At 67.8% G+C, this 19191-nt stretch carries 21 protein-coding genes; 6 read left to right on the forward strand and 15 right to left on the reverse strand.

The features are described 5' to 3' along the window. From GPX89_RS40615 to lpdA, 3 genes are all read left to right on the forward strand, one after another. Positions 1-1002 (forward strand): dipeptidase, encoded by a 1002-nt coding sequence (locus GPX89_RS40615; RefSeq protein WP_328602885.1) that lies wholly within the window; start codon positions 1-3, stop codon positions 1000-1002. A 53-nt stretch (positions 1003-1055) separates the two neighbouring features. Beyond that, positions 1056-1361: a nuclear transport factor 2-like protein gene (locus GPX89_RS40620; RefSeq protein WP_157393117.1), complete on the forward strand. Its 306-nt coding sequence runs from the start codon at positions 1056-1058 to the stop codon at positions 1359-1361. A 177-nt stretch (positions 1362-1538) separates the two neighbouring features. After that, complete coding sequence (gene lpdA / locus GPX89_RS40625; RefSeq protein WP_328602886.1) at positions 1539-2942, forward strand: dihydrolipoyl dehydrogenase; 1404 nt, start codon at positions 1539-1541, stop codon at positions 2940-2942. A 422-nt stretch (positions 2943-3364) separates the two neighbouring features. Here the strand turns inward: lpdA and GPX89_RS40630 are convergent, their stop codons facing one another. Both GPX89_RS40630 and GPX89_RS40635 read right to left on the reverse strand, forming a co-directional pair. After that, entirely contained in the window at positions 3365-3844 is a 480-nt protein-coding gene (locus GPX89_RS40630) for a nucleoside deaminase (protein ID WP_157393118.1), read from the reverse strand. Between the two features lie 143 nt (positions 3845-3987). Next, entirely contained in the window at positions 3988-4386 is a 399-nt protein-coding gene (locus tag GPX89_RS40635) for a winged helix-turn-helix transcriptional regulator (RefSeq protein ID WP_157393119.1), read from the reverse strand. 111 nt (positions 4387-4497) lie between these two features. On the opposite strand from GPX89_RS40635, the gene GPX89_RS40640 reads away from it, so the two are divergent. Then, positions 4498-5349, forward strand: a complete 852-nt coding sequence (locus GPX89_RS40640) for an SDR family oxidoreductase (protein WP_157393120.1) — start codon at positions 4498-4500, stop codon at positions 5347-5349. 19 nt (positions 5350-5368) lie between these two features. On the opposite strand, the gene GPX89_RS40645 is transcribed toward GPX89_RS40640, so the two are convergent. The 5 genes from GPX89_RS40645 to GPX89_RS40665 form a co-directional block, all read right to left on the reverse strand. Continuing rightward, the gene (locus GPX89_RS40645) at positions 5369-5878 is read right to left on the reverse strand and encodes an aggregation-promoting factor C-terminal-like domain-containing protein (RefSeq protein ID WP_235949246.1); all 510 of its coding nucleotides are present in this window, start codon (positions 5876-5878) and stop codon (positions 5369-5371) included. Between the two features lie 137 nt (positions 5879-6015). Then, positions 6016-7254, reverse strand: coding sequence for an RNA polymerase sigma factor (locus GPX89_RS40650; RefSeq protein WP_328602917.1), 1239 nt, complete (start codon positions 7252-7254; stop codon positions 6016-6018). A 445-nt stretch (positions 7255-7699) separates the two neighbouring features. After that, positions 7700-8053, reverse strand: coding sequence for a YciI family protein (locus GPX89_RS40655; protein ID WP_157393121.1), 354 nt, complete (start codon positions 8051-8053; stop codon positions 7700-7702). A gap of 15 nt (positions 8054-8068) precedes the next feature. Beyond that, complete coding sequence (locus tag GPX89_RS40660) at positions 8069-8644, reverse strand: dihydrofolate reductase family protein (protein WP_157393122.1); 576 nt, start codon at positions 8642-8644, stop codon at positions 8069-8071. Between the two features lie 109 nt (positions 8645-8753). Continuing rightward, on the reverse strand, positions 8754-9131 hold the full coding sequence (locus GPX89_RS40665; protein ID WP_157393123.1) for a VOC family protein: 378 nt from the start codon (positions 9129-9131) through the stop codon (positions 8754-8756). A 123-nt stretch (positions 9132-9254) separates the two neighbouring features. On the opposite strand from GPX89_RS40665, the gene GPX89_RS40670 reads away from it, so the two are divergent. Together GPX89_RS40670 and GPX89_RS40675 are read left to right on the forward strand one after the other, a co-directional pair. Then, positions 9255-10034 carry a TetR/AcrR family transcriptional regulator gene (locus tag GPX89_RS40670; RefSeq protein WP_157393124.1) on the forward strand — a complete coding sequence of 260 codons (780 nt, stop codon included), beginning with the start codon at positions 9255-9257 and terminating at the stop codon, positions 10032-10034. Positions 10035-10136: 102 nt separating this feature from the next. After that, a complete protein-coding gene (locus GPX89_RS40675; protein WP_157393125.1) occupies positions 10137-10799 on the forward strand; it encodes a GNAT family N-acetyltransferase in 663 nt (220 codons plus the stop codon). 9 nt (positions 10800-10808) lie between these two features. Here GPX89_RS40675 and GPX89_RS40680 read toward each other — a convergent pair whose 3' ends face one another. The 8 genes from GPX89_RS40680 to ramB form a co-directional block, all read right to left on the reverse strand. Beyond that, positions 10809-11339, reverse strand: a complete 531-nt coding sequence (locus GPX89_RS40680; protein ID WP_157393126.1) for a carboxymuconolactone decarboxylase family protein — start codon at positions 11337-11339, stop codon at positions 10809-10811. A gap of 87 nt (positions 11340-11426) precedes the next feature. Continuing rightward, entirely contained in the window at positions 11427-12338 is a 912-nt protein-coding gene (locus tag GPX89_RS40685) for a GntR family transcriptional regulator (protein WP_407939565.1), read from the reverse strand. A gap of 12 nt (positions 12339-12350) precedes the next feature. Beyond that, the gene (urtE, locus tag GPX89_RS40690; RefSeq protein ID WP_157393127.1) at positions 12351-13043 is read right to left on the reverse strand and encodes an urea ABC transporter ATP-binding subunit UrtE; all 693 of its coding nucleotides are present in this window, start codon (positions 13041-13043) and stop codon (positions 12351-12353) included. Then, on the reverse strand, positions 13027-13818 hold the full coding sequence (gene urtD / locus GPX89_RS40695) for an urea ABC transporter ATP-binding protein UrtD (protein ID WP_157393128.1): 792 nt from the start codon (positions 13816-13818) through the stop codon (positions 13027-13029). The genes urtE and urtD overlap by 17 nt, the downstream gene beginning before the upstream one ends. Continuing rightward, positions 13818-14978: an urea ABC transporter permease subunit UrtC gene (gene urtC / locus GPX89_RS40700; RefSeq protein ID WP_157393129.1), complete on the reverse strand. Its 1161-nt coding sequence runs from the start codon at positions 14976-14978 to the stop codon at positions 13818-13820. The genes urtD and urtC overlap by 1 nt, the downstream gene beginning before the upstream one ends. Next, the gene (gene urtB, locus GPX89_RS40705; RefSeq protein WP_157393130.1) at positions 14975-15859 is read right to left on the reverse strand and encodes an urea ABC transporter permease subunit UrtB; all 885 of its coding nucleotides are present in this window, start codon (positions 15857-15859) and stop codon (positions 14975-14977) included. The genes urtC and urtB overlap by 4 nt, the downstream gene beginning before the upstream one ends. A 135-nt stretch (positions 15860-15994) precedes the next feature. Continuing rightward, the gene (gene urtA / locus GPX89_RS40710) at positions 15995-17230 is read right to left on the reverse strand and encodes an urea ABC transporter substrate-binding protein (RefSeq protein WP_157393260.1); all 1236 of its coding nucleotides are present in this window, start codon (positions 17228-17230) and stop codon (positions 15995-15997) included. Positions 17231-17689: 459 nt separating this feature from the next. After that, entirely contained in the window at positions 17690-19099 is a 1410-nt protein-coding gene (gene ramB, locus GPX89_RS40715; protein ID WP_157393131.1) for an acetate metabolism transcriptional regulator RamB, read from the reverse strand. Positions 19100-19191: the final 92 nt, after the last annotated feature.

The following is a 19191-nucleotide window of genomic DNA, read 5'->3' on the forward strand; positions in this document are numbered from 1 at the left end:
GTGTCGCACAATCCCCGGCTGTGGGAACAGCATTGCTGTCTGCCGTTGCTGCCGACCGCGGACCTCGCCGAGCTGACTCGCTACCCGACCGGTTCGTATCTATCGGTGAATATCGGATATTCGCCGCATTCCACTCGGGACTCGCTGGAGTTGGTGACCCAGTTCCGGCGAGATGCCCTGACGGACGGGCGTTTCCGGCTGGTGCACAGCATCGAGGACGCCTGGCCCGAGACGCCGACCGAGGAGACCGACGCCACGCTGGCGCTGGCGTTCGATCTGGAGGACTCCGGACCGCTGGAGGGCGACCTCGACAATGTCGAGCTGTTCTACGAATTGGGGCTGCGCTCGCTGGGGCCGAGCTACAACTACCGGAACGCGGCCGGATGCGGCTGCCTCGACGCCGAGGACACCGGGCTCACCGGCTACGGTCGCGAGCTCATCCGCAAACTCAACGAGGTCGGCGTTTTCGCCGACGGCTCGCACTGCTCGCGGCGCACCGGCCTCGACATCTCCGAGACGACCAGCGTGCCGATGATCTACAGCCACTCGAATTTCGCGGCGGTGTGGGCGCATCCGCGCAATATCGGCGACGATCAGGCCAAGGCGTGCGCCGCCACCGGGGGCGTCATCGGCATCAACGGAGTCGGAATCTTCCTGGGCCACAATGAGGTTCAGGCGCGGGCCGAGCGCATCGAGGCCATGGCCGACCACATCGTCTACGGTGCGGAACTGGTCGGTATCGAGCACATCGGGGTGAGCTCGGACTTCTCCTTCGACGCGGACGAGTTCAACCAGGCGATCGCCGCCGACCCGTCCAATTTCTCCGCGGACTACACCCGCTACGGCCCGCTGCAATGGGTGCCGCCCGAGGACCTGCTCGGCGTCTCGAATGTGCCTGGGCTGAACCAGGTGCTGGCCGCGCGCGGCCTGTCCGAGGCCGATCGGGCCGCCGTGTTCGGCGGCAACTTCGCGCGCGTCGCCCGGCAGGTGTGGCGGGACTAGACTCGCCACGAGGTTTGCTCGATCAGTGCTCGCCGACCGAGAGGGATGCAGCGATGACAGAGCTCGACCCGACCGTCCAGCAGTTCGTCGACGCGGTGAACGCGGGCGACGCGAACGCCTTCTTCGCCACCCTGACCCCCGACGCGTCCATGACCGACGACGGCCAGGAGCGGAATCTCGCCCAGTGGACCGATTCGGAGATCTTCTCCACCAACGGGCGCATGAAGATCGAATCCGTCTCCGGCCCGACGGAATTCGTGGCCGACTATTCGAACGACCGGTGGGGCGCCATGCGCACGGCGTGGCGGTTTACCGTGCGTGACGGACTGATCAGTCGCTTCCAGACCGGGCAGGCTTGAAAAGCGGTGACCGATTCAGGCGTGACGTGACGACTGATTTGGTGAGGATCCGGGTAACTCCTGGGGTACCCCCAAAATGGGTTCCGGCACCCAGCCGCCGGCACGCAATGCCAATAGGCGACGGCTCTTAGCCGGGCGCTGAGGCGCGGGGAGGCGGGGGAGTCTAGTCTCGAAGCCGTGACTTCCCACTACGATGTCGTCGTTCTCGGCGCTGGTCCCGGCGGTTACGTCGCCGCGATTCGTGCCGCTCAACTCGGCCTGCGAACAGCGATTGTCGAGAAGCAATACTGGGGTGGCGTGTGCCTGAACGTGGGCTGCATTCCGTCCAAGGCGCTGCTGCGCAACGCCGAACTGGCTCATATCTTCACCAAGGAAGCGAAGACCTTCGGTATCTCGGGTAACGCGACCTTCGACTTCGGCGCGGCGTTCGACCGCAGCCGCAAGGTCGCGGACGGCCGGGTCAAGGGCGTCCACTTCCTGATGAAGAAGAACAAGATCGACGAGTTCGACGGGACGGGCACGTTCACCGGTCCGAAGTCGCTGTCGGTCGCGCTGACCAAGGGCGGCACCGAGGAGATCACGTACGACAACGTGATCATCGCGACCGGTACCGAGACCAAGCTGCTGCCGGGCACCTCGCTGTCGGCCAACGTGGTCACCTACGAGGAGCAGATCCTCACCCGCGACCTGCCGGGCTCCATCCTCATCGTGGGCGCGGGCGCCATCGGCATGGAGTTCGGCTACGTCCTCAAGAACTACGGCGTGGACGTGCGCATCGTCGAATTCCTCGACCGCGCACTGCCGAACGAGGACGCCGACGTCTCCAAGGAGATCACCAAGGCGTACAAGAAGCTCGGCATCACCATCACCACCGGTGCGGCCGTGCAGTCCATCGACGACGACGGGTCGAAGGTCACCGTCGCCATCAAGGACAACAAGTCCGGCGCGATCGAGACCGTCACGGTCGACAAGGTGCTGCAGGCCGTCGGCTTCGCGCCCCGCGTCAAGGGCTACGGCCTGGAGGCCGCCGGCGTGCAGCTCACCGACCGCGGGGCCATCGCGATCGACGAGTACATGCGCACCAACGTCCCCGGCATCTACGCCATCGGTGACGTCACCGCCAAGCTGCAGCTCGCGCACGTGGCCGAGGCCATGGGCGTCGTCGCCGCCGAGACCATCGCCGGCGCCGAGACCCAGTCGCTCGGCGACTACCGCATGATGCCGCGCGCCACCTTCTGCCAGCCGCAGGTCGCCTCCTTCGGCCTCACCGAGCAGCAGGCCCGCGACGAGGGCTACGACGTCAAGGTCGCCACCTTCCCGTTCACCGCGAACGGCAAGGCGCACGGCCTCGGCGACGCCCAGGGCTTCGTCAAGCTCGTCTCCGACGCCAAGTACGGAGAACTGCTGGGCGGCCACCTGATCGGCCCGGACGTCTCCGAGCTGCTGCCCGAACTGACCCTGGCCCAGAAGTGGGACCTCACGGTCAACGAGGTGGCTCGCAACGTCCACACCCACCCGACCCTGTCGGAAGCCATCCAGGAAGCGATCCACGGCCTCGCAGGCCACATGATCAATTTCTAACTCGCAGAAGCTCTCAGGGGCTTCGCCCCCGAACCCCCTCGGGATTTCGGGCGCGAGCTCCGGACCCCCAGAGATAGCGGGCGCGAGCTCCGGACTCCGGGGACAGCGGGCGCGAATTCCGGACCCCGGGGATGGTAGGCGCGAGCTCCGGACTCCGGGGACAGCGGGCGCGAGTCTCCGGATCCCGGGGATGGTGGGCGCGAGCTCCGGACTCCGGGGACAGCGGGCGCGAGCTCCGGACCCCGGGGATGGTAGGCGCGAGCTCCGGAGTCCGGGGACAGCGGGCGCGAATTCCGGACTCCGGGGACAGCGGGCGCGAGTCTCCGGATCCCGGGGATGGTGGGCGCGGAGCCCTGCCTTCGAACGACGGCCCTGTGTCAGCGGAAACGCTGGCACAGGGCCTTTTTCATGGCTTTGCGAGGTCAGTCCGCCAGGTGTAGGCGACGGTGGAGGGCGTAGACGCGGTCGGTGAGTTCGGGGAAGGGGCCGGAGACGGGGATGTTGGGGGCGACCTCTCGGATGGAGAGGGGGCGGACCGGGCCCGCGGGGACGCCGAATTCGTTGAGCCACTCCAGAAGTTGAGTGGTGGAGGCGGCGTAGACGATGCGGCCCAGGCCGACCCACGCGTGGGCGGCCGAGCACATGGGGCAGTGTTCGCCGGAGGTGTAGACGGTCGCGGTGGCTCGATCCTCGGGGGTGAGGTTTTCACCGGCCCAGCGGGCCAGGTCGAATTCGGGATGGCGGGTCTGATCGCCGCCGGACACGCGATTACGGTCCTCCGCCAGCACTTTTCCGTTCGCGTCCACGAGCAGCGAGCCGAACGGCTCATCGCCCGCGTCCAACGCCTCTTCGGCCAGTTCGACGCAGCGTTCGAGGTAGTGCAGATCGGTATCGGCGGGCATGGGACTCCTCCATCTCGTAATGGGCCGCTCCCGAGTTCCGGTGGGTCCGGGGCTTGCCCGCGTTCTTGCGGGATCCGGGGGCAGGCCCCCGAAGTCTCGAGGAGGTTCGGGGGCGAAGCCCCTCAGAGTCCCGAGAGTTGGGTCTATTCGCGGTGGTACTTCGTCTGCGCGGTGGTGATGGCGTCGATGTTCGACTCGAGGATGTCGATGAGGCCGAGGAGTTGGTCGGCCACCTGCGCGCCCAGGTCGGTGAGGGTGTATTCGACGACCGGGGGGATGGATTGCTGGACTTCGCGATTGACCATGCCGTCGCGTTCCAGGGTTTGCAGGGTTTGGGAGAGCATGCGCTCGGAGATGCCGTCGACGCGGCGGCGCAGGGCCGAGAAGCGGTAGGGGCCCTCGCGCAGGGCGGCCAGGGCGAGCACACCCCAGCGGCTCGCGACGTCCTGGAGGACGGGGCGGGAGGAGCAGTTGCGGGCGAAGACGTCGGCCTCCAGCGTGGGTTCGACCGCGAACGCCTGGTCGGGGGGCTGGGAGGTCATGAGATTCAGGTTACCTGTCATTCGGGTAGCGGTTTGGGAATGGGATGTGCTTACTATTAGTTAGTACATGTCGAGAGTGCAGTTCATTCCCTGAAACCACTGGAGGAAGTCATGACCGTCGCAGTCACCGGAGCAAGTGGGCAGCTGGGTCGTCTGGTCGTCGAGGCGCTGTTGAAGGACGGATCGCAGCCCGTGGTGGCCGTGGTCCGCGATTCCGCCAAGGTGGCCGATCTGGCCGAGCGCGGCGTCGAGGTGCGGACCGCGAGCTTCGACGATCCGGCGGCGCTGGAGCAGGCGTTCCAGGGTGTGGACCGGGTACTGCTGGTGTCCGGCAACGAATTCGGCAAGCGGGTCGCCCAGCACACCAATGTGCTGCGCGCGGCCGAGGCGGCGGGTGTGAAACTGCTGGCCTACACCAGCATTCCGAAGGCCGAGGCCAACCCGCTGATCCTGGCCCAGGAGCACACCGGCACCGAGGCGGTGCTGGCCGAGGCGAAGATCCCGACGACCCTGCTGCGCAACAGCTGGTACTGGGAGAACTACACCGGCGGGCTGGCCCACGCGGTCGAGACCGGCACGCTCTACGGTGCGGCCCGCGACGGCAAGGTATCCGGCGCGTCCCGTGTCGACTACGCGGAGGCCGCGGCGCGCGTGCTCACGACCGATGGCCACGAGGGCAAGGTCTACGAGCTCGGCGGCGACGAGACGCTCAGCTATGCGGAACTGGCGCAGGTGATCTCGGAGGTCTCCGGCAAGCCGGTGCGCTACCAGGACCTGCCGCAGGCCGATTATGCGGCCGCTCTACAGGGCGCGGGTCTGGACGCCGGGTACGCCGCGGTCCTGGCCGACGCCGACGCCGGTATCGCGGACGGCATCCTGAGCGTCGACTCCGGTGATCTGCAGCGCCTGCTGGGCCGCCCGTCGACCCCGGTCGCCGAGGTCTTCCGGGCCGCGTTGAGCTGAGGATCGGGACCGGCAGGCCCTAGTACCAGTTGTGGGCCTGCCAGAAGTCCCAGGCGGCGTTGGGGCTGCCGTAGCGCGCGACCATGTAGCGGTAGGCCCAGCGGATCTGGGTGAGCGGGTTGAACATCCAGTCCGGGCCCTCGCTGAACATCTTGTGCGCGGGCAGGGCCTGGGCCAGCCCGTAGGCGCCCGAGGTCGGGTTGATCGCGAAGACCTGCCAGTTGCTCTCGTGAGTGATGATCTCGTTGAAGGAATCCCACTGGTCACCGGGCACCACGAAGCGGGCGACGGTCTGCAGGGCGGGCTTGGAGTAGCGCGCGGCCGAGCCGATGAGCTGGATGAGGCCGGCGGGATCCACCGGCAGTGCGGCGGGGATCTCCGAGGACTGCGCGATCGGGTTCGCGATATCGGTGCGCGCGTCGGCGCTGCCGATGGCGACGGTCAGCGGGGTCAGGGCGGCCATGAGCAGTCCGAGGAAAGCGACTCGGAGCGTGGGCTTCCTGAGGTCGGAGTCTTCGAAAACGGGCAACGCCTGGTCCTTCCGTTCTGCGCAACGCCCAATGGTCACAACAAGCACGAAAAAACAGACATATCTTTCGTCAGACGAAACTGACGCTACGCCCTTTCAATTGGTGAGCCCGGGCGACACGCGGACGAAATGCCTGATCAGCGTGGAGTGTCGGGGTGCTCGGCCCGGTCGAGCAGCAGCTTGTGCTCGGTCTCATTGGCCGTCAGTTCGGCCGCGCGGTGAAAGGCGGCCCGCGCCTCGTCGCCGCGGCCCAGCCGTGCCAGCAGATCCCCGCGTACCGCGTGCAGCAGGTGGTAGTCGTCGAGCGCGCCGGTCTCGGCGATCGCGTCGACCAGCTCGAGTCCGGCCGCCGGACCGTGCACCATGGCGACCGCGACCGCGCGGTTCAGCTCCACTACCGGTGACGGAAACCGTTGCGCGAGTATCGCGTACAGTCCGGCGATGCGACGCCAGTCGGTGTCCTCGCCGGTCACGGCCATGGCGTGCACGGCCGCGATGGCGGCTTGCAGCGCGTAGCGCCCCGGCTCACGATCCCGCGTGCGGTTCACCGTGTGCGCGCGGGCGAGGGCGGTGAACCCGCGCTGGATATAGAGCCGGTTCCAGCGGGAGCGATCCTGATCCGGCAGCAGGACCAGGCCGCCGTCGGAGTCGCTGCGGGCCGTGGAGCGTGACGCCTGGAGTTCGATCAGCGCCGCCAGCCCGTGCACTTCGGGCTCGTCGGGCAGCAACCCGGCCAGGATGCGCGCCAATCGCAGTGCGTCCTCGCACAATTCGGTGCGTACCCACCGCTCCCCGGCCGTCGCCGTGTACCCCTCGTTGAAGATCAGGTAGATGACCTCGAGCACCGAGTCCAGGCGCGAGGTCAACTCGGCGCCCTCGGGCACCTCGTAGGGCACCCGCTTCGCCGCGATGGTGCGTTTGGCCCGCACGATGCGTTGCGCCACGGTCGATTCCGGCACCAGGTAGGCGCGCGCGATCTCCGCGGTGGTCAACCCGCCCACCATGCGCAGGGTAAGCGCGGCCCGCGCGGGCGGCGACAGCACGGGGTGGCAGGCCGTGAAGATCATCCGCAGCAGATCGTCGGCAATGGTGGGCTCCGGCTCGCCGGAAGGCTGCTCGGCGGTGAGCACCTCCCGCCCGAGCAGCTCCAGCTTGCGCGCGAAGTTGGCATCGCGCCGAATCCGGTCCACCGCACGGTGTTTCGCGGTCAGCATGAGCCACCCGCCCGGATTCGGCGGGACTCCGTCGCGCGGCCACTGTTCCAGCGCCGCGACGAGAGCATCCTGAGCGAGCTCCTCGGCGGTAGCGATATCCCCGACCAACCTGGTCAGCCCCGCCACCAGCCGGGGCCACTCGATCCGCCACGCCGCCTCCACCGCCCGCCGGGCACGCTCCCCGGGCGAGCGTGGCTCGGCCGCCGCATCCGTGGTCGAGGACCGGTCGGCCGCCGTGGGCTCGGTCGAGGGCTGGTCGGCCACCACGGACCCGGGTAGGTGTTGGTCGGCTGCCGTGGGCTCGGTCGAGGGCTGGTCGGCCACCACGGACCCGGGTAGGCGTTGGTCGGCTGCTGCGGGCTCGGTCGAGGGTTGGTCGGTTGCCGCGGGTCCGGGCAGGGGTTGGTCGGCTGCCGCGGGTCCGGGTAGGCGTTGCTCGGCTGCTGCGGGGGAGGACTGCTCGGGTGCCGCGGACGTGGGTGAAGGTTGCACGGGCGACCGCCGGGCAGGGGTGGGTTGCTCGGCGGAGAGGTGCTCCGGTGGCCAGTGTTCGGGGGTCACGCGCGGGCCGTCCGGTGCGCGTGACCCCCGAGTGCGGGTGGCGGATTCAGCTCTGGCCGCCTTCGACCTTCCGCACCTCGACTTCGATGTTCCATTCGGGTCCGTGGACGCGCAGGAATCGGCTCGCCCATTCCACCGCCTCCTCCGTCGACCGGGTCTGCAGCAGACAGTAGCCGCCGATGATCTCCTTGGACTCGGTGAAGGGGCCGTCGAGGACGGTTTGCGCGCCGGCGGTCTGCCGGATGCGGACGGTCTCCTCGACGCCGAGGCCCGCGGTGTCGAGCAGGACGCCCGCTTTGGTCATCTCCTCGATGAGGGTGTTCATGTCGTTGATCAGCGTCTCGCTCGGACCCTCCGGCGCCTGGGCGGGGTCGAGGCGAATCAGCACCATGTGTCGCATTGTCGAATTCTCCTGTCAGGCAACCTGGTAGCGGGTGTACACGGCACCGGAGTCGAAGATCTTCGTCTCCTGCAGGTTCAGTTCCAGTGTGGGCTTGTCGAGGAACAGCGGGGTGCCCGCCCCGACCGTCACCGGGTGGATGATGATCCGGTACTCGTCGATGAGCCCGGCTTCGGCGAACCAGTGCGTCAGGGTAGGGCTGCCGTAGATGACCAGTGCGCCGCCGTTCTCGGCCTTCAATTCCTTGATCCGCGCGGCCCCGTCGCCCGCGATGATCCGGGTGTTGTGCCACTTCGGGTCGGTGAGCGTCGTCGAGAAGGCGATCTTGTCGACATTGGTGACCCATTCGGCGTGGTTGAGATCGTGTGCCGTGGCGTCCGGATTGTCCGGCACCGACGACCAGTGGTCGCGCATGCCCTCGAAGGTCTTGCGGCCGTAGACGGCGGTCTGGACGTCGGCCCGGATGTGGTCGTCGTGGAACGAGCCCATGTCCGGGCTGTAGCCGCGGTGGGTCCACTCCAGTCCCATGCCGGTGTTCGAGGCCGCGAAGCCATCGAGGGTCATGTGCGAGAAAGCCACTACCTTGCGCATCGGAATCCTTCCGTCGAAGTGCGGGACCCTGGTTGGTCCTCATCTACTCCTCGATCGGGCCCGGCGGGAATCGACACGGTCGGCAGAATTTATTTTTCGCCGGTTTCGATCACACCCACTGAACCAGTTGGATGACGATCCCGTTGGGGTCCAGGGCCTGGAAGTAGCGCTCGCCCCACGGTTCGGTCTCGATGGGCGTCACGATCGGCACGCCCTCCTGCCGGACGCGCTCGTACTCCGCGTCGATGTCGTCGACGACGAAGGCGACCAGCAGGCCCTCGCCCGCGCTGCCCGCGATGCGCTCCGGTTTGAAGCTGCCCAGTCCGGTGCGCAGGTAGACGATGTCGAATCCGGCGTCGTCACGGGTCACGTTGACGAAACCGTCGGCCGACATCTTCTCGGTGAAGCCGAAGTGGTCGATGAGGAACTTCGCCGAGGCGGTCGGGTCGGGCACGTTCAGGGAGAGGCAGGAAGCGGTGATGTTCAAGAGTCCTCCTAGGTGGCATCAATTAACTCTGTACTAAGTACGCTGTACTTTGTACGGAAATTCCGGATCGGGTGCAATGTGGCGACTGTCACACCGATACGATCGGCGGCGGAGGTGAGGCGAATGGCCGGAAAAGGCGGGGAACGCAGCAGCGCGGGCGACCCGGTGCGCACGCTGGAACTGCTGTGGCGCGTGCCCGGATCCGGCGGTCCGGCCCGCGGGCCCAAGCAGCGCACCACCCTGGACGCCGTGATCGCGGCCGCGCTGGAGATCGCCGACGCCGAGGGGCTGGCGGCGCTCACCATGCGGTCGGTCGCCGCGAAGCTGGGGATCACGCCCATGGCCACCTATACCTACGTGCCGGGCAAGGCGGAACTGCTGGACCTCATGCTCGACACCGTCTATCACCGCATGCCGCGCCACGATCTGGACGGAATGTCATGGCGGGAGCGGGTTTCCACCATCGCGGGCGAGAATCGCGCCCTGCTCACCGCGCATCCGTGGGTCGCGTACCTGCCGACCACGCGGCCGCCGCTGGGCCCGGGCGTGGCCGCGAAATACGACCATGAGCTGCGCGCCTTCGACGGTCTGGGACTCGACGACCTCGAGATGGACGCCGCGCTCACCTACGTGCTGGGCTTCGTGACCTCGACCGCGCAGCTCGCCATCGACACCGCGCGCGCCGCGGCCGAGACCGGGCAGTCCGACCACGAGTGGTGGGAGCGCGCCGCGCCCTTGCTCGAGCGGGTCTTCGATACCGACCGCTATCCCTTGGCTGCCCGGATCGGCGCGGCCGCCGGACAGGCGCACGACAGCGCCTACAACGCGGACCATGCCTACGAGTTCGGTCTGTCGCGGGTACTGGACGGATTGGCCGCCTTGATCGAAAACCGCGGGCCCTGAGCATTGTTTGACCGCGCGGACAATTCGCGCGGGACAGACCGATCGGGACGATGGTCTCAATTTCGCCGCGCGGACGGGCCGATCGCGGGCAGAATTCCAGCTATGCCGCGAGCAACCCCGGCAATCGTTGCCGCCGAAACCTTCACTCGGGCAGCGCAGCCGGTTCTCCCGGTGGGGGACGGCCTGGTGCTGCGGCCGTGGCTGCGCCGGGACGGGCCGGAGGTGTACGCGGCCTTCCAGGACCCGGCGATCCGGCGCTGGCACGTGCGCACCGCCGACACCGTCGAGGAGGCCGGCGACTGGGTGGATTCCTGGGCGCGCTCGTGGACCGGGGGCGCCGCCGCCAACTGGGCTGTGGCGGACAGTCGTACCGGCCGGTTGATGGGGCGCGCGTCGCTGCATCACATGGAGCTCTGGCACGGTGAGGCCGAGATCGCCTACTGGGTGGTGCCCGCCGCGCGGGGCCGCGGTATCGCCCCGCGCGCGGTGGACGCGCTGGTGGGCTGGGCCTTCGAGGTGGCCGGATTCCATCGCCTGGAGCTCCGGCATTCGGTCCACAACGCCCAATCCTGCAAGGTGGCACACAAATCCGGCTTCGTGCTGGAGGGCATCAATCGCAGTGCGGGGCTGCACGCCGACGGCTGGCACGACATGCACCTGCACGCCCGCGTGGCCCACCCGGCCGAACCGCCCATCGCCCACCGGCTGCCCCGGGCCGCCATTCCGGTGGCCGCGACCCAGCCGGTCCAGCGTCTCCGCCGCTGACCCGGCTGGTCAGTGGTCGGTTTGGATGCGCAGCGCGGTGATGGTGCTGGCCAGGCCCTCGTATTGGTTTGTGAGCAGCACTATTTCGATGAGGTGGCGCTCGTCGTAGTGGGCGGCGAGCGCGTGCCAGGTGGCGTCGTCCAGGTCACGGGTGGTGACGAGCTGGTCGACCGCGGTGAGCAGGGCGCGCTCCTTGTCGGTCCAGCCCTGGGCCGCGGGGCCCTCGCGGAGCCGGTCCAGGATTTCGGCGGTCACGCCCGCGCGGCGGCCCAGCCGAATGTGATGGTCCATCTCGTAGTCGCACTGGCGCAGGTGGGCGACCCGCAGAATGACCAGCTCCGACTCGTAGCGGCGGAGTTTGCCGCCGGGCATGAGGCGGCCCGAGAAGTGCAGCCACCCCCGGAACAACCCGCCGGTCCGCCCCAATGTGCTGAACAGATGCGCGTCCTCCGTGCCCGCGGCACGGGAGAGCGCCTGCCAGACAACCCAGTTCACCGGCCCCAGCTCGCGCAGGCGACCAGGGGTGATACGTGGCTCCATCGACACCATTCCCCTAGTCAACACCCTGTCTGGGCCACTCGCCAGGCCAGCGCGGCCGGCAATCGCCGACCGGCCTTGCGGCGGAGGTCATTCCCGCACGGCCTGGGCGAGTTTGGTGAGTTCGAGGGCGCGGCGGGCGCGGGTCAGGACGTGGGCGCGGGAGCTGGTGAGGTGGGCCAGCAGGGTGCGCAGAGCCGTGTCCAGGTCACCGGCCAGCAGGTGTTCGGCGATGGCGATGTGGTCGTCGGCCATGGCGGCGATGCGCCCGGGGGTGGGCAGGTCGAGAGCCCGGACCGGCCGCACGCGCGCGTGGACAGTCGAGAGGGCGTCGGCCAGTGCGGAATTCCCGGCCGAGAGCAGCAGCGTGGTGTGGAACTCCTCGTCGGCGGCGATGAGCGCGGTTCCGGACTCCGGCGGATGCTCGCGAATCCGCAGCCAGGTCTCGAGCTCGTGCCGGACCGCGGTCACATCGTGCGGGCGGGTCGGCGGCCGGCGGTCGGATCCGGGGCCGGTGGGCGCGACCCAGGTGATCGAGCCTGTCGAAGCGATGCCGTCCCGGTCCGATGCCGTGTCGCGAGCGGGAATCCGATCCGGGTCGGCCGGGTCGCCGACTGCCGCACCGCGCGATCCGGTGGGGATGACAGCCACCGGTGCCGGTGGTCCGGCGGCGATGGTCAGGGATTCGGGCACCGTGGCCGGGGTGGCCTGAAGGCGTTGAATTCCTCTGGCCTCCAGCACGATTCGGAGCTCGTACAGGTCGCCGAGTTCGTCGACCCGGGGCCGGTACGGGTAGAGGCCGTCGGAGTGCCGCTCCAGCAGGCCGTCGGAGAGCAGGCGGGCCAGCGCTTCGCGGACCGGAGTGCGGGAGACGCCGTAGGTCTCGGCGAGGCGTTCCTCGCCGAGCCGCTCGGTCGGCACCAGCGTCCCGGCCGCGAGATCGCGTTGGAGGCTGCGATAGACCCGCTCGGACAACGGAATACGCCCCCTGCGCGCGTTCACGTCGGCGTCCGGTCAGATCGCCATGGCCAGGCGCACCGCGGGCTCCGCACCGGCGCCGCCCGCACCGGAGGAGGTGACGCGACCCGAGCGCAGCACGTAGAACTGCTGCGCGGCCTGCAACGCGAAACCGATGTGCTGTTCCACCAGCAGCACGCTCAGGCCGCCGCGGGCGGTGAGCTCGATGATGGTGCGTTCGATCTCGGCGACCACCGAAGGCTGGATGCCTTCGGTGGGTTCGTCGAGGATCAGCAGTTTCGGTTCGGTGATCAGGGCGCGGGCGATGGCCAGCTGCTGGCGCTGGCCGCCGGAGAGCAGTCCGGCCTTGCGGGACAGCAGTTCCCGCAGCGCCGGGAACAGGTCCAGCGATTCGGCGACGAGTTCCTTGCCGCGCTTGCGGCCGTCCGCCACCACCTGCAGGTTCTCCATTGTGGACAGCTGTGGAAAACTCTGCTGCCCCTGCGGGACGTAGGCGAGACCGCGTTTGACCCGGCGCGACGGCGACAGCTTGGTGATGTCCGTGCCGTCGAAGCGGATCCTGCCGGATTTGGCGGGCAGCAGTCCGACCGCCGCGCGCAGCAGCGAGGTCTTCCCGGCCCCGTTGTGGCCCATGATGGCCGCGACGCCGTTCTCCGGAACCGTCAGGGACACACCGTGAATCACCTCGGTGCGGCCGTAGCCGGTGTGTAGGTCAACGAGCTCCAGCATCCGCGGCCTCCTCTTCCTGTTCGGTGGTCGGTGGTAGTTCACCCGCCGCGGCGGTGCCGAGGTAGACCTCCTGCACCTTCGGATCGGCCTGCACCGCTTCGACGGTGCCCTCGGACAGGACCCGGCCGCCGGCCAGCACCGTCACCGAGTTCGCGAAGGCGCGCATGAAGTCCATGTCGTGCTCGACGACGATGATCACGCGGTCTTTCCCGATGCGGCGCAGCAGGTTTCCGGTCTCCTCGCGTTCCTCGGCGCTCATGCCCGCGACCGGTTCGTCCAGCAGCAGCACCGCGGCGTTCTGCACCAGCAGCATGCCGATCTCCAGCCACTGCTTCTGGCCGTGCGCGAGCACCCCGGCGGGCTTGTCGCGCAGGTCGGTGAGGCCGGTGATCTCGAGCGCCTCCTCGATGGCCGGGAGCACCGAGGTGCGGCGGCGCAGCAGGGTCAGGGCGGAGCGGCCCGCGCCCGCGGCGATGTCGAGGTTCTGCAGCACCGTGAGCTGTTCGAAGACGCTGGCTGTCTGGAAGGTTCGGCCCACGCCGAGCCGGGCGATCTGGTGCACCTTGCGGCCGATGAGCTCGGTGCCGCTCTTGCGCGCCGAGCCGGTGGCCGGGGTGAGGCCGGTGATGGCGTCGATCAGGGTGGTCTTGCCCGCGCCATTGGGACCGATGAGGAAGCGCAGGTCGCCGGACAGCACGGTGAGGTCGACGTCGGAGACGGCCTTGAAGCCGTCGAAACTGACCGACAGCTTGCTGATTTCGAGATACTCGGCCATCAGGCTTCCACCTTCTCCTCGACGGCGGGCGCGTCGGTCTCGACCGGCTCGGGGCCCGCCTCCGACACCTCGACCGGAACGCCCGCCTCGCGGGCGGGCCGCAGCCGTTCGAGCAATTGCTTTGCCATGGGCCCGAATCCGGCCAGACCGGCCGGGATGAAGCCCACGACCACGACGAACAGCGCACCCTGGAAATAGGTCCACGCCGACGGGAAGTGCTCGGAGAACGTGGTCTGCGCCCACGCCACGCCGACCGCGCCCAGCACCGGCCCCAGCAGGGTGGTGCGGCCGCCGATGGCGACGCCGATCAGGAAGGCGATGGACGGGACCACGCCGATGTCGGCGGGGGAGATGATGCCGACGATCGGCGTGAACAGCGCGCCCGCGATGCCCGCGAAGAAGGCGGCCACCACATAGGCGACGATCTTGATATTGGCGGGGTCGTAACCCAGGAAGCGGACGCGCTCCTCCTGATCGCGCACGGCGACAAGGAGTTCCCCGTACCGGCTGCGCATGAGCTGGCGCGCCACCGCCACCACGACGAGCAGCGTGCCCGCCGCGATGAAGAACAGCATGCGCCGGTTCACCGGGTCGTCGAGGCGGAAGCCGAAGAACGACTTGAAGTCGCTCAGCCCGGTGAAGCCGCCGATGGTCTGCTGCCCGGTGAGCAGGATCGCCAGCGCCGCCGCGAGCGCCTGGCTCAGGATGGCGAAGTACGCGCCCTTGACCCGGCGCTTGAAGACGCCGAAACCCAGCACGGCCGCGATCGCGGCGGGCAGCACCAGAATCGCCAGGATCGCGACCGGCGCGGACTCGAAAGGCTTCCAGTACGAGGGCAATTGGTCCACGCCCGCGATGGTCATGAACTCCGGCACGTCCTCGTGCGCCTTGGCGGCGTCGGCCATCTGCAGGTGCATGGCCATGATGTACGCGCCGATGCCGAAGAACACGCCCTGACCGAGGGTGAGCATGCCGCCGCGCCCCCAGGCCAGGCCGATGCCGACCGCGACGATGGCGAAGCACAGGAACTTGGCCAGCAGGCTCAACCGGAAATCGCTGAGCGCCGCCGGGGCGACGCCGAACAGGACGATGGCGGCGATGACGAAGCCGCCCAGGGCTTTCAGGGACGAGTTGGCGCCGAGGCGCTGGATGGTGGTCATGCCAGACTCCTCGTCCGGACGGTGAACAGACCCTGCGGGCGGACCTGCAGGAAGATGACGACCACGACGAAGACGATCACCTTGGCGACCGTCGCGGTGGTCGAGTACTCGACGAACGAATTCAGCAGGCCCATGGCGAAGGCCGCGATGACGGTGCCCTTGATCTGTCCGAGGCCGCCGATGACGACCACCAGGAAGGCGTCGACCAGGTACGACTGCCCGATGGTGGGGCTGGTGGAGCCGATCAGCGTCAGCGCCACACCGGCCACGGCAGCCAGTCCGGAACCGATGAAGAACGTGCTCACATCGGTGAGACGCGAAGAGACACCGGAGGTTTCGGCAAGACTCCGGTTCTGCACCACCGCCCGGATCCGGCGACCGAGCGGTGTCGTCTTGAGCGCGGTGGCCAGCGCGATCACCGCCGCCACGGCCAGCACCATGATGAAGATGCGGGTCTTGGGCACCACGGTGCCCGCGATGGTGATGCCGCCGGTCAGCCAGTGCGGCGCGACCACGTTCTTGGCGGGCGCGCCGAAGATGTCGCGCACCGCCTGCTGCAGGATCAGCCCGACACCGAAGGTGACGAGCAGGGTGTCCAGCGGCCGGTCGTACATCCAGCGGATGAGCCCCATCTCCAGGGCCGCGCCCAGCAGACCGCCGACCAGGAAGCCGACGAACAGCGACACGATCAGCGCCACGCCCGTCGCCGAGATCGTCTGCTCCACCACGTAGGTCGTGTAGCAGCCGGCCATGATGAATTCGCCGTGCGCCATATTGATGACGCCCATCTGACCGAAGGTCAGCGACAGGCCCAGCGCGGCGAGCAGCAGGATCGAGCCCAGACTCAGCCCCGTGAAGAGCTGTCCGACAGCAGCGTCCATGATCGTTACCTCTTGAGTTCTATTGGTGGAGAACGCCGTACGGCTGGTGCGAGTACAGACCACTGTCGGCCCGCCGACGCGCTGTGAGAGATCACGCGGACCCGCACCAGCCGCCCCTCATCGGCGGCCGCCGAATTACTTGAGGCCCTTGGCCCAGTCGTAGTTCTTCAGGTACGGGTCCGGCTGGATCGGCTTGCCGGAGTCCCAGACCGTGTAGATGAGGCCGTCGGGGTGGATCTCGCCGATGCGCGCGGTCTTGGTGATGTGGTGGTTGGAGCCGTCGATGGTGACGGTGCCCTCAGGCGCGTCGTAGCTGACGCCGTCGGCGGCCTTCTGAATGTCGGCCACCGCGAAGGACTTCGCCTTCTCCACGGTGTTCTTCCACAGGTAGACCGAGGTGTAGGCGGCCTCCATGGGGTCGGAGGTGGGCTTGGCGGCACCGTAGGCGGCCTTGTAGGCGGTGACGAACGCCTTGTTCTGCGGGGTGTCGACGGTCTGGTAGTAGTTCCACGCCGTCAGCTGGCCCGCCACGTTCTGGACGCCGACGCCGCCGACCTCCTCCTCGGCGATGGACACCGAAACCACCGGCATGTCAGCGGCTTTCAGGCCCGCGTTGGCGTACTCGCGGAAGAACGCCACATTGGAGTCGCCGTTGAGGGTGTTGAAGACCGCGCCCGCCTTGGAGTTGCGGACCTTGTTGACGATGGTGGAGAAATCCGTGGAGCCCAGCGGCGCGTAGTCCTCGCCCTTGATCTCGATGCCGTTGGCCTTGGCGTACGCCTTGATCTCGCGGTTGGCGGTCTGCGGGAAGACGTAGTCCGAGCCCACCAGGTAGAGGGACGTGATGCCCTTCTGCTTGAGGTAGTCCAGCGCCGGGATGATCTGCTGGTTGGTGGTCGCGCCGGTGTAGAAGATGTTCTTGGAGTCCTCCAGGCCCTCGTACTGGACCGGGTAGTACAGCAGCGAGTTCAGCGATTCGAACTTGGGCTTCATGGCCTTTCGCGACGCCGAGGTCCAGCCGCCGAACACCGCGGCCACACAGTCGGAGCTGATCAGCTTCTCGGCCTTCTCGGCGAAGGTCTTCGGGTCCGACGCGCCGTCCTCGAGCACGATCTCGAGCTTCTTGCCCATGACGCCGCCCGCGGCGTTGATCTGATCCACCGCCAGCTTGGTGGCATTGGCGACGGTCACCTCACTGATCGCCATGGTGCCGGTCAGCGAATGCAGCGACCCGATCTTGATGGTGTCCTTCGAAGTGTCCACGCAGGACTTGGCATTGGAACCCGACGCGGTGTCGCTGTCGCGCGACCCGCAACCGGCGACCATCACGGCGGACAAGGCCAGTGCGGTCGGAATGGTGATCGCCTTCATCAGGCGGGAAGCCCTGTCCCGGCGGGAAGAGTCGTGCATGGGGCGGATCCTTCACTTCACGATGAGCCGCGACGCCACCTGCGCCGCTTACGAATACCGCCGCGTATACAACGGTTGTATTCGTGGAACGGAACGGTAAACCGGAAGTGTTGCGCCGGAATGTCTCTCGATGAAGCCCGGATATCTACTGTTGCGTAGACGTGAATTTCTGCTCACCGCAGCCTGGTTCATCCCGCCTGCCGGGCATCGCCGCAGGTCCGCGTGACGTAGTCTGCGATCGAAGTGTCGGCAGGGCGAGCGCGCCGCCGCCCATGGTGGCAACCGTGATGCCGATACCCACGACGAGCGCGCCGATCATGCCGGGGACGGCGCCGATACCACTGCCGACCCCGATGCTGCGCCCGCGCGGTGAGCTGGGCGTGCACCCGGGTTTCCGCGCCGGATCAGTCATCGAATCGGTCACTGAATGACATAGGGGGAGATGGAGCTTCGGTGTTCGCTGATGTCGAGGGATTTGCCCAGCGGGGGGAAGGCGCGTTGGGGGCAGTTGGAGCGTTCGCAGACTCGGCAGCCCGCGCCGATGGGGGTGGCCTTGGGCTCGTTGAGGTCGAGGCCGTCGGCGTAGACGGTGCGGCCGGCGTGGCGGAGTTCGCAGCCGAGGCCGATGGCGAAGGTTTTGCTGGGGTCGCCGAAGCGGGTGGCGCGGCGTTCGACGGTGCGGGCGACCCAGAGGTATTTGCGGCCGTCGGGCATCTGGGCGATCTGGGTCATGATCTTCGCGGGGTAGGCGAAGGTCTCGTAGACGTTCCACAGCGGGCAGGTGCCGCCACTGGAGGAGAAGTGGAAACCGGTGGCGGACTGGCGTTTCGACATATTGCCGGCGCGGTCCACGCGGACGAAGGAGAAGGGGACGCCGCGTAGTTTGGGGCGCTGCAGCGTCGAGAGGCGGTGGCAGATGGTCTCGTAGCTCTGGGTGAAGAAGGCCGACAGGCGCTCGATGTCGTAGCGGAAATCCTCGGCCACCTCGTGGAAATGGGCGTACGGCAGAACCGTGGCGGCGGCGAAATAGTTGGCCAGGCCCAGTTTCGCCAGCACGATCGACTCGTGGCCGCTGAAATTGCCCTCGGCGACCAGCTTTTCGATGAGATCGCCGCATTCCAGGTACGCGAGTTCGGCCGCCAGCTTGAATACCCGCTGGCCGCCGGACAGATGCGGTGCGATTTCCAGGCGGCGCGCCTCGGGGTCGAAGCGATGCAGCACGCCGTCGCCCAGATCGATGCGCTCCACGATCTGCACGCCGTGCTCGTCGGCCAGCCGGCGCGGAATCTCGCGTTTCAGGTCGCCGCCGTGGAAACGCATGCGATGGGTGAGTTCCTCGGCGGCGGTATCCAATTCGTGGATGTAGTTCTGCCGCTGATAGAAGTAGTCCCGCACTTCCTCGTGCGGTTTGGAAATGGCCGCCGAGCCGCTGCCGTCGGCGAAGCGATCCTCGGTGGCCGCGGCCAGCTGCGCGGTGGTATTGCGGTAGCGGCGGTGCATGTTCACCATGGCGCGCGCCAAACCCGGGTGCGCGGAGACCATTTCGGCGATCTCCTGCGCGTCGGCCTCCACCCCGAGCTCCTGGTCCATCACGACCTCCTGGAGCTCGGCGATGAGCCGGGTGTCGTCCTGGGAGGAGAAGAAGCCCGCGTCCACCCCGAAGACTTCACTGATCCGCAGCAGGACCGGTACGGTGAGCGGGCGAACGTCGTGTTCGATCTGATTCAGATAACTCGCGGAGATCTCGAGCTTCTTGGCGAGCGAGACCTGACTCAAACCGCGCTCGGTACGCAGCTGGCGGAGCCGCGCCCCGACATAAGTCTTGGCCATGCGTGCAAGTTTATGGACGTATTAGCACGGTTGCCAACGCCAGGATTAACAGACGTGCTGAGCTTTGTGTCACATCCGTGTCGGTGGCACCG

Source organism: Nocardia terrae, from assembly GCF_009760405.1.
Lineage (GTDB): Bacteria > Actinomycetota > Actinomycetes > Mycobacteriales > Mycobacteriaceae > Nocardia > Nocardia terrae.